Genomic DNA, 12,405 nt, shown 5'->3' with positions numbered 1-12,405 from the left:
TGGGAGCGGGCTTGCTCGCGAAAGCGGTGGATCAGCCAATACATCTGGTGACTGACACACTGCCTTCGCGAGCAAGCCCGCTCCCACATTTTTGATCGGCGCTGTGTTTAAGAACGGGCCAGAGTCAGCAACCGCTCACGCCATTCAGCCTTGGCCGGCAGTGCCAAAAAGAACGGATTCAACAGCGATTCCCGCGCCGGGTAACTGAACGGCTGCCCATTCAATTCCAGCACTTCACCGCCCGCTCCTTCCAGCACACCCTGTGCCGCAGCGGTGTCCCACTGCGAGGTGGGCGCCAGGCGCGGGTAGCAATCGGCGCTGCCTTCGGCCAACAGGCAGAACTTCAGCGAACTGCCGATATTGGCCAGCTTCAGCTCGCCCAATCCGGCACTCAAGCCAGCGAGCAAGCGATCCTGTTCAGGGCTCGTATGGCGACGACTGGCAACCACGGTAAATGCTTCACCGCTCGCCGGGGTCTGGCGCACCTGGATTTGCTTGGGCGCAGCACCTACATCGGAACGCCAGGCACCCAGCCCGGCCCCCCCGAAGTAGCACCGACCGCTGGTAGGCATCGACACCACACCGAACACCACGCGGCCTTTTTCGATCAGCGCGATGTTGACGGTGAACTCCTCGCTGCCGGAGATGAATTCCTTGGTGCCATCCAGCGGGTCCACCAGCCACCAGCGCTGCCAACCGGCGCGCACGCTCTGGTCAATGTCCGCGTCTTCCTCCGAGAGCACCGGAATGCTCGGGTCCAGGGCAGTCAGCCCGGCGAGGATCAAGTGATGGGCAGCCAAGTCGGCGGCAGTGACCGGTGAATCATCGGTCTTGGTGGTGACGGCAACATCGGCGCGCCAATACGGCAGGATGACCTCGCCAGCCTGGCGGGCCAATTCGATCGCGGGGGCAATAAACGGGTGACCCAGGAACAGTTCGCTCATGGCTGGAACGCTCCACGTTGAGTCAACAGGTCGCGTACCAGGTACAGCGCGGCCAACGCGCGGCCCTCGCTGAACTGCTCGTTCTGCGCCAACTGCGAGAGCTCCCGCAGGTTGACCCGGTCGACGCGCATCGGCTCGGGCTCGTCGCCTTCCAGGCGCTCTTCATACAGTTCGGTGGCCAGCACCACCTGGATTTTCTGGCTCATGTAGCCGGGGGACAGCGACAGCTCGGTGATGTGCTCCAACTGGCGGGCGCCGAAACCGGCTTCTTCCTTGAGCTCACGGTCGGCTGCCGCCAACACGTCTTCGCCCGGTTCGATCAGGCCCTTGGGCAGTGACAGTTCATACTCATCGGTGCCGCCGCAATATTCTTCGATCAGCAACGCATGGTCCGAGTCGATCATCGCCACGATCATCACCGCGCCATATCCGGCACCCCTGCCCACCAGGCGCTCGTAGGTCCGCTCCACGCCATTGGAAAAGCGCAATTGCACTTCCTCCACGCGGAACAAACGGCTACTGGCGACTATTTCGCGGGCGAGGACGGTGGGTTTCTGGCGCATGAGCGGCTCCTTGGCGTGATCGGGTTACTATACCGTGGCTTTTCCGATTGTCTGTGTCGGATATCTTTTCTTACATGAGTGTTCTTTATGCCTCCATTGCCCTGGCACGCCATCGACACCGTCCTGCTGGACATGGACGGCACCTTGCTCGACCTGCACTTCGACAACCATTTCTGGATGGAGCACCTGCCCCAGCGCTATGCCGAGTTGCATGGTGTGAGCCGGGCCATGGCCGAGATGGAGCTGCAGCCGCTGTTCGAGCGTAACGCCGGACAGTTGCAATGGTATTGCCTGGATTTCTGGAGCGCCGAACTCAAGATCCCGGTGCGCGAGCTCAAGCTGGAAACCGCGCACCTGATTGCCTTGCGCCCGGATGCCGACACCTTCCTGGCGGCGATCAAACAGGCGGGCAAGCGGGTGATCCTGATCACCAACGCCCATCGGGATTCGCTGTCGTTGAAGCTGGAACGCATCGAGTTGGCGCCTTATTTCGAGCGACTGATCAGCTCCCATGACTATGGTTTCGCCAAGGAAAACCCGCAGTTCTGGGACGCCCTGCACGCCGACATCGCCTTCGACCCGGCCCGCAGCCTGTTTATCGACGACACCTTGCCGATCCTGCGCAGCGCCCGGGATTTTGGCGTGGGGCACTTGCTGGCGGTGAAGGAACCGGACAGCCGGAAGGGGCCCAAGGACACGGCGGAGTTTGCAGCGGTTGAGGATTACCGGGACTTGATCGTAGGTTTGTAACAACGCTGAAGGTCCAATGTGGGAGCGGGCTTGCTCGCGAATACGGTGTGTCAGCCACTGAATATATTGACTGATCCACCGCTTTCGCGAGCAAACCCGCTCCCACATTGGGTCCGCGGATTACTCAGGAATACGCAGCGTCTGCCCTGGGTAGATTTTGTCCGGATGGGACAGCAGCGGCTTGTTGGCTTCGAAGATTTTGTTGTACTGGTTGGCGTTGCCATACACCGCCAGCGAAATCGCGCTCAGGGTGTCGCCCTTTTTCACCACGACAAAGCGGGCCGCCGCGACAGCAGGACCGGAAACGGTGATCTGGTCATCAACACTCGCAACGCCGGCGATGTTGCCCAGCGCCAGCAATATCTTCTCTTTCTCTTCCTGGCTGGCGACTTCACCTGTCACGGTCACCTTGTCACCGTCGACGGTGGTTTGCACATTGGGGTTACCCAATCCAACCTTGGCCACGTGCTCTTTTAACTGCTCGCTCGCGTTGGCATTACCCGGTGTCAACAGGTCAATCAACTTCTCGCCTGCTTCCTTAACAAAGCTTAAAAGACTCATGGTGCGCTCTCCTTGGGATTTAATTTCCAGATGCCAAAGACTAGACCAGTCCTACAGAATTGGGTTCCAGCCTGACCAAAGACCCAAACACGCTAGAATCCCACCGCATTGGAATAAGCCCGGAGCGAAGATGGACATCAAACAGCTGAAATTCCTCATCGCCCTCGACGAAACCCGTCACTTCGGCCAGGCGGCGGCGCGCTGCCATATCACCCAGCCGACCCTGTCGATGCGCCTGCGCAGCCTGGAGGAAGAGCTGCAGTTGCCGCTGGTCAATCGCGGGCAGCGCTTCGAAGGCTTTACCGCCCCCGGCGAACGCGTGCTGGCCTGGGCACGCACGGTGCTGGCGGCCTATGACGGCTTGCAGGCCGAGGCCGCTGCGTGTCGCGGCAACCTGGTAGGCACGTTGCGCCTGGGGGTGGTGCCGTTGTCGAGCTTCGATCCGCTGGCGTTGATGCAGAAGCTGCACAAGGAACACCCCAGCCTGCGCTTTGAGTTGTCCGCGTTAAGCTCCGAGCAAATCCTTGAACAACTTGCCAGCAACCGCCTGGACCTCGGTGTGTCGTACCTCGAGCGCCTGGACGCCGAACGTTTCGACTCCCTGGCCCTGGGCGAAACCCGCATGGGCCTGCTGTACGACCAACGGTTCTTCAGCTTCGGCGACAAGCCCCTGAGTTGGGAGGCGCTGATCGAACTGCCCTTGGGCATGCTCACCAGCGGCATGCACTTTCGCCAGTCCATCGACCATAACTTCCACAGCCGTGGCCTCAACCCGCAGCCGCTGTTGCAGACCGATGCCGTCCATCAATTGTTACAAGCGGTGCACGGCGGCCTGTGTTGCGCGGTGATGCCACTGGACGGCGGCCTCGACGCCCTCACCGAGCACCTGCGCCTGCAACCCATTGAAGATGCTCAAACTTTGGCTCGCCTGGGGTTAATCATGCGCCGCAGTGCACCCCGTTCGGCCTTGGCGGAAGCGTGTTTTGCGCTATACCAGAAATCGCTGATCGAGACCTGATCGACGGCATCTATCGGTAGATCAGTACTGACGATTAGACGCGACCCTTTGTCGCGCCTAGTCTTACAGCTGAATACTCCCGGTGGTAATGCCCAATGAACGCCCAGCGCCCAGTCTGCGCGGCGCCCGCCCTCGAAACGCCCGCGCCCGCCGCCAGCCAGAGCTACCAGTTTTGTAATCTCGAACACACCGAATCGGCCAGCACCGCGCTTGCCGAGGAAGTCGCGTTGGCGATTGCCTATAACGACATCAGCCAGGCGGTGATGCTGGTGACGCCGACCGACCTTGAAGACTTTATCGTCGGATTCAGCATCGGTAGCGGCATTATCGAAGACGTTAGCGACATTTATGACCTGAAAATCAGCGGTTCGGGCTCGACCCAATACGCTCAGGTGCAGATTTCCAGCCGCGCGTTCTGGAATATGAAGCAGCAGCGCCGGCAACTCGCCGGCACCAGTGGCTGTGGGCTGTGCGGCGTAGAAGCCGTGGAGCAGGCGCTGCCCAACCTCAAGGTGTTGCCCGGCGCGCCGTTGCCGCCTGCCGAATGGCTGGATGGCCTGCGCCAGCGCATCAGCGCGTTCCAACCGCTGGGCCAGTACAGCGGCGCGGTGCATGCGGCGGTGTTCATGAACAACCAGGGCGAATTGCTGCTGGGCCGTGAAGACATCGGCCGGCATAACGCCCTCGACAAGCTGATCGGTGCGCTGATCCGCCAAAAGATTCCGACCGACGGCGGCCTGGCGATTGTTACCAGTCGCTGCAGCCTCGAACTGATCCAGAAAGTCCTGCGTGCAGGCATCCAGACCCTGGTCAGCCTGTCGTCGCCCACCGGCCTGGCCCTGCAATGGGCTCGCCGGCACAACCTCAATCTCATCCACCTGCCGCAGAAAAGTGCGCCGCGGGTCTATAGCCCTGCGATGGAGAATCAAGCGTGAGTAATCATCATCAAGCCGACGACAAACCCACCCCGCGCTACAAGCCTTATAAAGGCCCGGCGGGTGGTTGGGGCGCACTGATCAGCGTGGCGCAGGCCTGGCTGACCAGCGACAACGCGCTGAAAAACATCCGCATGATGCTCAAGACCAACCAGAACGGCGGCTTCGACTGCCCGGGCTGCGCCTGGGGCGACTCGCCGGAAAGCGGCATGGTCAAGTTCTGCGAGAACGGTGCCAAGGCGGTCAACTGGGAAGCCACCAAGCGCCGGGTCGACGCGGCATTCTTCGCCAAGCACAGCGTCAGCGCGCTGCTGGAGCAGAGCGACTACTGGCTTGAGTATCAGGGCCGCCTGACCGAGCCGATGAGCTACGACGCCGAAACCGACCGTTACAAACCTATCAGCTGGGAATCGGCTTTCGACTTGATCGGCAAGCACCTCAATGCGCTGCCAAACCCGGACATGGCCGAGTTCTATACCTCGGGCCGGGCCAGCAACGAAGCGGCTTACCTGTATCAACTGTTTGTGCGCGCCTACGGCACCAACAACTTCCCGGACTGCTCGAACATGTGCCACGAAGCCAGCGGCGTCGCCCTGGCGCAAAGCGTGGGCGTGGGCAAAGGCACCGTGACCTTCGATGACTTCGAGCATGCGGACGCGATTTTCGTCTGGGGCCAGAACCCCGGCACCAACCACCCACGCATGCTGGAGCCACTGCGCGAAGCGGTAAAACGCGGCGCCCAGGTGGTGTGCATCAACCCGCTGAAAGAGCGTGGCCTGGAACGCTTCCAGCACCCGCAACACCCGCTGGAAATGCTCACCAACGGCGACAAGCCAACCAACACCGCCTACTTCCGCCCGGCGCTGGGAGGCGACATGGCCATCCTGCGGGGCATGGCCAAGTTCCTGCTGCTGTGGGAACGCCAGGCCCAGGCCGAAGGCAAGGAGGCCGTGTTCGACCACGACTTCCTCAACGAACACACCGCCAACGTGCTGGATTACCTGGGCAAGATCGACGACACCTCATGGGATGAAATCGTCGAGCAGTCCGGCCTGACCCTGTTGGAGATCGAGCAAGCGGCGCGCATGTACGCCAAAGGCAAGAACGTGATCATGTGCTGGGCGATGGGCATCACCCAGCATCGCCACTCGGTGCCGACCATCCAGGAAATCGCCAACCTGATGCTGCTGCGCGGCAACATCGGCCGCCCGGGCGCGGGCCTGTGCCCGGTACGTGGCCACAGTAACGTGCAGGGCGACCGCACCATGGGCATCAACGAACGCCCGCCGGTGGCGTTCCTCGATGCCCTGGAGCGTCGTTTCCAGTTCCAGGTGCCGCGCGATAACGGCCACAACGTGGTGGAAGCGATTCACGCCATGCTCGAAGGCCGCTCCAAGGTCTTTATCGGCCTGGGCGGCAACTTCGCCCAAGCCACCCCGGACAGCCCACGCACCTTTGAAGCACTGCGCAATTGCGACCTGACCGTACAGATCAGCACCAAGCTCAACCGCAGCCACCTGATGCATGGCAAGAACGCGCTGATCCTGCCATGCCTGGGCCGCACCGACATCGACATCCAGGCCGAAGGTCCGCAAGCCGTGACCGTTGAAGACTCATTCAGCATGGTCCACGCCTCCAACGGCCAACTGCAGCCGCTGTCGAAACAGATGAAATCCGAGCCTGCGATTCTAGCGGGCATTGCCGCCGCCACCCTGGGCAGCAAGCCGGTGGACTGGAACTGGCTGGTGGCCGATTACGACCGTATTCGCGACCTGATCGCCGACACCATTCCGGGCTTCAAGGACTTCAACGAGCGCCTGAAAAACCCGGGCGGTTTCTACCTGGGCAACTCGGCTGGCGCCCGTCGCTGGAACACCCCGTCGGGCCGCGCCAACTTCCGCCCGAACATCCTGCCCAAGGACCTGGTGCACGAACGCACCCGCAACACCGGGCAATTGCCGGACCTGATCATGCAGTCGATGCGCTCCCACGATCAGTACAACACCACCATCTATGGCCTGGACGACCGCTATCGTGGGGTCAAGGGCCAGCGGGATGTGTTGTTCGTCAATGAAGCCGACATCATCCGCCTGGGCTTCAAGCCGGGGCAGAAGGCTGACATCGTGTCGATCTGGGACGACGGCCGTGAGCGTCGGGTGAAGGGCTTTACCTTGCTGGCATTTGATATTCCGGCGGGGCAGGCTGCGGCTTATTACCCGGAAGTGAATCCGCTGGTGCCGCTGGAAAGCACGGGGGATGGCAGCCATACGCCAACGTCGAAGTTTGTAGCGATCCGCCTGGAAGCAGCGAGTGCAACCGGCTTGATCATGGCGAAGTCGGCCTAAGCGACACCTCGCCACAGACAGCACCCGAGTTTCTTACGGGCACAAAAAAGGCCGCTTTTGCATAAAAGCGGCCGTTCCGAAGTAACTAAAGACTCGCAAAACTCACTTAAGTTCCTCATACAAAACAGTAACTTAGAGAATTGTATACAACCCATACCACTGGTCGGGTTTCGATTGTCACCGTCTCGATACAACCTCAGGATCGCGCCGTCATCCTCTTGAGGTTCCTCTATGAAGTTCTCCTCGATTCTCTTGTTGTCCCTTGGCCTGGTCAGTGGCGCAGCCATGGCCGGTGGCACCACCGAAGCCGGTGTGGGCGGCGCATTGGGCGGGGTTCTAGGTTCTGTCGTAGGTCAGCAGTTGGGCGGTAACACTGGTTCAGCCATCGGTGCGGCTCTTGGCGGCGCAGGCGGCAGTGCGGTGGGCGCAGACAAGCGCAGCCGCGGTGAAGCAGCCATTGGCGGCGCATTGGGCGCGGCCGGCGGCAACGTGGTGGGTCGCAGTGTCGGCGGCAGCACCGGCAGCCTGATCGGCGCAGCAGCCGGCGGTGGCGCCGGTGGTGCACTGGGCAACTACATGGGCAACAAGAGCGATGACGATGATCGTCGTTACCGTGGGCGCGATAACCGCCGTTATGACCGCGATGACCATCGCGGGCGCGGCCATGCTTATGGGCATCGCAAAAACAAGCATCACTATCGCCACCACCGGTAACGCGCGAATCGAAAGAACACAGCGGATTTAATGTGGGAGCGGGCTTGCTCGCGAAGGCGTTGTATCAGCCGATACATCCGGCGACTGATCCACCGCCTTCGCGAGCAAGCCCGCTCCCACATTTGATTTTCATTGCTTCGCAGATCGTATTCAGATCACCAATCGCTGTAACACCTCGCGCAACATCCCCGGGATCGTCACCGGCTGGTTCGACGCCCGATCCACAAACACATGCACAAACCTCCCCGCAGCACAGGCATCTTCTTCTCCCGCCTTGAACACCGCCAACTCATACTGCACCGAACTGTTGCCCAACTTGCCCACCCGCAGGCCGATCTCGATGCGGTCCGGAAAGGCAATCGAGGCGAAGTAGTCGCACGCCGAACTCACCACAAACCCAACCACTTCGCCGTCATGAATATCCAACCCGCCCTGCTCGATCAGGTAGGTATTCACCGCGGTGTCGAAGAAGCTGTAGTAGGTGACGTTATTCACATGGCCATATACATCGTTGTCGTGCCAGCGCGTGATGATCGGCTGGAAGTGGCGGTAATCGGCGCGTTGTGGCATGGCGTTGGTCATCGGTAAAACCCGGGCAGGAGGAGGCTCTCTTGATACTGGGTTCAAGCACTACCCGCAAGCCTAGGTTGGGCTTTGCTCAATCGTTTGCTGGACGCACGCCATACGCTTGAGCGCTTGATCCGTCTCGGCCGATTGCTGCAGGCACTGGCGATAGGCGGTGATATAGGTCTCGACTGCAGCGCTGGCCTGCTGCGGCGTGACCCGCGCCAGATACTCCACGAACGAACGCCGGCCGATCTGGAAGTGTTGGTAATCCAGCGGAAAATCCCAATAACCACCCCAGGTCAAAAAGCCGTGTTCGGCGAACAGGTCAATCACCTCTTCTGCCCGGCCAGGGCGCGCCGGCTTGCCGGGGCGGGCATCCAGGCGGTTAACGGCATTTGCGGTACTTGCCCTGGGCTCAACAGTGGCCTGGCCGGTGAATTCACCTCGCGGGTTACGCCCGAACAAAACGAATGGGTTTTGCAGAGGGTTAAGGTCGATTGCGGCGCCATAGGCGTGCAGCGACCACCCCGAAGCGCCACTGACCTGGCGCCCATTAAAACCACTGGTATTGTTGCGGGCCATCGAGACCTTGTCGTTGCCTCGATAGGTTTCCAGCCTGACAGCCTGATGCACCGGGAACCGACGTTGCAGCAACTGCCTGAAGATCTCCTCCACATGGGGTGCGATGGCATCCAGCACCACGAGCTGCCCGTTGTTATGCAGCACTCCGCCAAAGTCCACATAGCTGAACGTCACCCGCGCCAGGCGTGCGCAGGGCAATGGATTGGCGGCGGTGATGGTGTTGCGAAGCTGCATCTGCCGACAGTCATTCACGCTCAACGGGATGACCGAGGCCAGCGTGCCTTGTGCGACCAGCAACCCGGCGAACAGCAAGACGCCGGGGACAACACCACGAGAAAAACCAAAAGCCATGGGCAATTCCTTTGCAGAAGAAGTGAAGCGTCAAACCTTCTCACCTGCGGGCACGGTCCGGCTGTCGGCGGCGTCTGCCACTGGAAGGGAAAGCGCGACCTTCCAGACCGGAAATCAGAGTGCCTCCAACCCTGCCTCCGCCCATTCACGAACCTCTGCATAGGGATACTCCTCCAGTACCGCGAAACCTGGAATCCCTCGTGCCTTCAGCTTGGTAAACAACGGCACGCTGAGACCGCATAAAAACCGTGTCAGCCGCTCCGTGCTCGGCAATTCGCCGCTGTATTCATGGTGGCTGTGGATAAATTCACCGCACAGCGCGAGAAAGTTTTTATCCACAAGCGGCGGCAAGCTCGGCGGCGCCGGCAAGTGGGCGACGTGACCGTGGCACACCGAGCAGTGCCCGCACTGCCGGGGCGCGTTTTCATCGCCGAAATAGTGCGCCAGGCGGTAACCCAGGCACTCCTGTGTCGCGAACAGATCCAGCATGGCGTGAATTCGCGCCACCTCCGTCACCTCATGCTGCTTGAAGCCTGTGTATAACTCCGTGCTCAGCGCCTGTGGATCGAAGTCGGTATTCAGCAGGGCGTAAACCTCGGTCATCTGCCGGCTTTCCATCTCGATCAGGCCTTGTTCCTGAAAGTAATCCAGGGCCTTCACCACCCGGCTGCGCTCGGCCTGGTGCTGTTGATACAGCGCGTCGAAGTCCACCGTCGCCCAGGTTTTCGCCCGTTTGCAGACCTGGATAATCGCTGCGACAAACTGCTGCCGCTCGCCGGCAAAACGCGCCAGCAATGCCTCTGGTTCAATCAAATACTTGAAGCGGTATTCGGCATAAAACGCGTAGCGCGGCGCGATCACACCCTTGAGTTCAAGCTGCACGAGCAAGGTCTTCAGCGGTAGTTCACGGATGTTGCTGTGGTCCGACAGTGAGCGGAGCATAAACTCCCACTGTCCATCGGCACGGACCGCCTGTATTTCCTCCAGGACTCGGCGAATACCTTCCTGTTCCGGCGTATCGCCGTACACAAAGTTTTCCAGGATATTCAGGCTGTCGCGGTTGGCCAGAACCAGACACTCAGACGGCTGCCCGTCACGCCCGGCACGGCCGATTTCCTGGCTGTAGTTCTCGATGGATTTGGGCAGGTCGAAGTGCACCACGTTGCGGATATCGCTTTTGTCGATGCCCATGCCGAAGGCAATGGTGGCGACGATGCAGTTGGACTGCCCGCCCATGAATCGCTTCTGAATGGCCTCCCGCTTATCGTGAGCCAGGCCCGCGTGATAAGCCTCGGCCTGGATTCCATTGCGATTCAAATGCTCGGCAATCTGCTCCGCGGTTTTTTGCAGCGTGACGTAGACGATGCTTGGCTGATTGGCTCGCTCCTGCATCCACGTCACCAGCCGTCGTCGCTTGTCCTGGCCACTGACGGGCTCAACCAGCAGGTTGAGGTTGGAGCGGTAGAAGCCGGTGGTGATCACATCGTCAGGTGCAATGGCGAACTTGGCCTGCATGTCGGCGATCACCTTGGGCGTCGCCGTGGCGGTCAGCAGCAGCGCCTGGGGGATGCGGAACTGGCGTTGGTAATCCGGCAGCTTCAGGTAGTCCGGGCGAAAGTTATGGCCCCATTCGGAAATGCAGTGAGCCTCATCCACCACCAGCAGCGAGATCGGCACGCTTTGCAGGAAGTTGCGAAAGCGCTCGTTCTTCAAGCGCTCCACGGAAACCATCAGGATCTTCAGCTCGCCCGAACGCGCCCGGGCCATGACGTCATTGGCATCATCGCGGCTCTGGGCCGAGTCGATGCTGCCCGCCGAGATACCGTGGCGCTGCAGGAAACCCAACTGGTCCTGCATCAGCGCCAGCAACGGCGACACCACCAGCGTCAGGTGCGGCAGCAACACAGCGGAAAGTTGATAACACAGGGACTTGCCGGAACCGGTGGGGAAAATTGCCGCCGCCGAACGGCCGGCCAGCACGGCACTGACCACCGCCTCCTGGCCCAAACGAAACTGTGGATAACCGAAGACCTGTTGGAGGGTGTTGTGCATAAGCTGTCACTCCATTGACCGCTGAACGAGCCCAAAACATAGACCAGCGCATTCAGCGAATCGAGAAAGGTCGCAAGGAAAAAAGAGTCTGGATGATACACAGCCTGGGAAGTGGAGTAGGCACCCGTAAGAATCGTTCCAACCTTACGCGGGACGCATCTCGAAACTCATTGCGCTACAATCAACCTTCGCACCGAGAGGACGCTGTCATGGCCGAACTGACGTTTGAGCAAAAGCAGGATCACTACGACAAGATCCGTCGTTCCAACTACCTCGCCAGCCTGCGCCTGGAAGGGTTCGACACCCAGCCCGCCGACGTCGACAAACCCCTGCCGACCCGCGAAGCCGTCCTCGCCAAGTACCGCAACACCCCACGCTGATGCTCGACAAATATGGCGTGGGCCAGGACCCGTACTGCTACCCCGGTAGCAGCGTCCTGCGTAACCGCCTCGATTTGTTCGACGAAGAACGCCTGCACCAGGCCGAGCGGGAACTGTCTGAAATCGCTGTCGGCAGCCTTCCGCTGTATCCCCCGCCCTACGACCTGGAACGCCTGCAACACATCCACCGCACCCTGTTCGCAGACATTTACGAATGGGCCGGGGAACTGCGTACGGTCAACATCCAGAAAGGCGACACGCTGTTCTGCACACCGGAGCGTATCCCGCCTGAGGCGAGCAAGATCATCCAGCACATGGCGCAGGCGAACTGGTTTGTCGGGGTGACGCAGGCGGAGTTGGTGACGCAAGTCGCCGAAGCTTATGGCGACCTCAACGTGATCCACCCGTTTCGCGAAGGGAATGGCCGGGCGCAGCGGATTCTGTTCGAGCAGATCATCGTGAATGCCGGGTTTTCAGTGAACTGGTGGCTGGTGAAGAACGCAGCGTGGATACCGGCGAACATTGATGCGGTGGCGTGTGATTATCGGGGGTTGGAGGCGATTTTCGAGCGGTGTATCAGCACCCCGCGCTAGCCCCGATCGTTCCCTACGCTCCGCGTGGGAATGCCGCCAGGGACGCTCCG

At 60.6% G+C, this 12,405-nt stretch carries 13 protein-coding genes; 7 read left to right on the top strand and 6 right to left on the bottom strand.

The window, feature by feature from the left end; all coding sequences use genetic code 11:
- Positions 1-107: 107 nt before the first annotated feature.
- Both cysQ and nudE read right to left on the bottom strand, forming a co-directional pair.
- Positions 108-944, bottom strand: a complete 837-nt coding sequence (cysQ, locus tag HX839_RS12520; protein WP_003213220.1) for a 3'(2'),5'-bisphosphate nucleotidase CysQ — start codon at positions 942-944, stop codon at positions 108-110.
- Positions 941-1,507, bottom strand: coding sequence for an ADP compounds hydrolase NudE (gene nudE / locus HX839_RS12515; protein WP_003213218.1), 567 nt, complete (start codon positions 1,505-1,507; stop codon positions 941-943). Before nudE ends, cysQ begins: the two co-directional genes overlap by 4 nt.
- Positions 1,508-1,594: 87 nt before the next feature.
- Between nudE and yrfG the strand changes: the two genes are divergently transcribed.
- On the top strand, positions 1,595-2,257 hold the full coding sequence (yrfG, locus tag HX839_RS12510; protein ID WP_102367897.1) for a GMP/IMP nucleotidase: 663 nt from the start codon (positions 1,595-1,597) through the stop codon (positions 2,255-2,257).
- Positions 2,258-2,377: 120 nt separating this feature from the next.
- Here yrfG and lysM read toward each other — a convergent pair whose 3' ends face one another.
- The gene (gene lysM / locus HX839_RS12505; protein ID WP_003213215.1) at positions 2,378-2,818 is read right to left on the bottom strand and encodes a peptidoglycan-binding protein LysM; all 441 of its coding nucleotides are present in this window, start codon (positions 2,816-2,818) and stop codon (positions 2,378-2,380) included.
- A 130-nt stretch (positions 2,819-2,948) separates the two neighbouring features.
- Between lysM and HX839_RS12500 the strand changes: the two genes are divergently transcribed.
- The 4 genes from HX839_RS12500 (at position 2,949) to HX839_RS12485 (ending at position 7,830) form a co-directional block, all read left to right on the top strand.
- Complete coding sequence (locus HX839_RS12500) at positions 2,949-3,836, top strand: LysR family transcriptional regulator (protein ID WP_134325555.1); 888 nt, start codon at positions 2,949-2,951, stop codon at positions 3,834-3,836.
- A 95-nt stretch (positions 3,837-3,931) separates the two neighbouring features.
- Positions 3,932-4,771 (top strand): formate dehydrogenase accessory sulfurtransferase FdhD, encoded by an 840-nt coding sequence (gene fdhD / locus HX839_RS12495; protein WP_008435774.1) that lies wholly within the window; start codon positions 3,932-3,934, stop codon positions 4,769-4,771.
- On the top strand, positions 4,768-7,116 hold the full coding sequence (locus tag HX839_RS12490) for an FdhF/YdeP family oxidoreductase (protein WP_177067102.1): 2,349 nt from the start codon (positions 4,768-4,770) through the stop codon (positions 7,114-7,116). The genes fdhD and HX839_RS12490 overlap by 4 nt, the downstream gene beginning before the upstream one ends.
- A gap of 231 nt (positions 7,117-7,347) precedes the next feature.
- Entirely contained in the window at positions 7,348-7,830 is a 483-nt protein-coding gene (locus HX839_RS12485; RefSeq protein ID WP_008435777.1) for a glycine zipper domain-containing protein, read from the top strand.
- Between the two features lie 150 nt (positions 7,831-7,980).
- Here the strand turns inward: HX839_RS12485 and HX839_RS12480 are convergent, their stop codons facing one another.
- The 3 genes from HX839_RS12480 to HX839_RS12470 all read right to left on the bottom strand — a co-directional run bounded on the left by HX839_RS12480 (position 7,981) and on the right by HX839_RS12470 (position 11,382).
- Positions 7,981-8,412, bottom strand: a complete 432-nt coding sequence (locus tag HX839_RS12480) for a thioesterase family protein (protein ID WP_177067101.1) — start codon at positions 8,410-8,412, stop codon at positions 7,981-7,983.
- Between the two features lie 60 nt (positions 8,413-8,472).
- Positions 8,473-9,330 (bottom strand): M15 family metallopeptidase, encoded by an 858-nt coding sequence (locus HX839_RS12475; protein WP_003213205.1) that lies wholly within the window; start codon positions 9,328-9,330, stop codon positions 8,473-8,475.
- 114 nt (positions 9,331-9,444) lie between these two features.
- Positions 9,445-11,382, bottom strand: coding sequence for an ATP-dependent DNA helicase RecQ (locus HX839_RS12470; protein WP_177067100.1), 1,938 nt, complete (start codon positions 11,380-11,382; stop codon positions 9,445-9,447).
- 209 nt (positions 11,383-11,591) lie between these two features.
- Between HX839_RS12470 and HX839_RS12465 the strand changes: the two genes are divergently transcribed.
- Together HX839_RS12465 and HX839_RS12460 are read left to right on the top strand one after the other, a co-directional pair.
- Positions 11,592-11,762, top strand: a complete 171-nt coding sequence (locus tag HX839_RS12465) for a YhfG family protein (RefSeq protein ID WP_003213201.1) — start codon at positions 11,592-11,594, stop codon at positions 11,760-11,762.
- Positions 11,762-12,355 (top strand): putative adenosine monophosphate-protein transferase Fic, encoded by a 594-nt coding sequence (locus tag HX839_RS12460; RefSeq protein WP_008435782.1) that lies wholly within the window; start codon positions 11,762-11,764, stop codon positions 12,353-12,355. Before HX839_RS12465 ends, HX839_RS12460 begins: the two co-directional genes overlap by 1 nt.
- Positions 12,356-12,405 lie beyond the last annotated feature (50 nt).

The organism is Pseudomonas sp. I8001 (assembly GCF_013385345.1).
Classification (GTDB): Bacteria; Pseudomonadota; Gammaproteobacteria; order Pseudomonadales; family Pseudomonadaceae; genus Aquipseudomonas.
The sequence above is the reverse complement of the archived record's forward strand: the minus strand, read 5'-3'. Positions and strand labels throughout refer to the sequence as shown.

What these genes read in the sequence shown, in the direction of transcription:
- cysQ (WP_003213220.1), bottom strand. Translation starts at nt 944, where the DNA reads ATGAGCGAACTGTTCCTGGGTCACCCGTTTATTGCCCCCGCGATCGAA.
- nudE (WP_003213218.1), bottom strand. Translation starts at nt 1,507, where the DNA reads ATGCGCCAGAAACCCACCGTCCTCGCCCGCGAAATAGTCGCCAGTAGC.
- yrfG (WP_102367897.1), top strand. Translation starts at nt 1,595, where the DNA reads ATGCCTCCATTGCCCTGGCACGCCATCGACACCGTCCTGCTGGACATG.
- lysM (WP_003213215.1), bottom strand. Translation starts at nt 2,818, where the DNA reads ATGAGTCTTTTAAGCTTTGTTAAGGAAGCAGGCGAGAAGTTGATTGAC.
- HX839_RS12500 (WP_134325555.1), top strand. Translation starts at nt 2,949, where the DNA reads ATGGACATCAAACAGCTGAAATTCCTCATCGCCCTCGACGAAACCCGT.
- fdhD (WP_008435774.1), top strand. Translation starts at nt 3,932, where the DNA reads ATGAACGCCCAGCGCCCAGTCTGCGCGGCGCCCGCCCTCGAAACGCCC.
- HX839_RS12485 (WP_008435777.1), top strand. Translation starts at nt 7,348, where the DNA reads ATGAAGTTCTCCTCGATTCTCTTGTTGTCCCTTGGCCTGGTCAGTGGC.
- HX839_RS12480 (WP_177067101.1), bottom strand. Translation starts at nt 8,412, where the DNA reads ATGACCAACGCCATGCCACAACGCGCCGATTACCGCCACTTCCAGCCG.
- HX839_RS12475 (WP_003213205.1), bottom strand. Translation starts at nt 9,330, where the DNA reads ATGGCTTTTGGTTTTTCTCGTGGTGTTGTCCCCGGCGTCTTGCTGTTC.
- HX839_RS12470 (WP_177067100.1), bottom strand. Translation starts at nt 11,382, where the DNA reads ATGCACAACACCCTCCAACAGGTCTTCGGTTATCCACAGTTTCGTTTG.
- HX839_RS12465 (WP_003213201.1), top strand. Translation starts at nt 11,592, where the DNA reads ATGGCCGAACTGACGTTTGAGCAAAAGCAGGATCACTACGACAAGATC.
- HX839_RS12460 (WP_008435782.1), top strand. Translation starts at nt 11,762, where the DNA reads ATGCTCGACAAATATGGCGTGGGCCAGGACCCGTACTGCTACCCCGGT.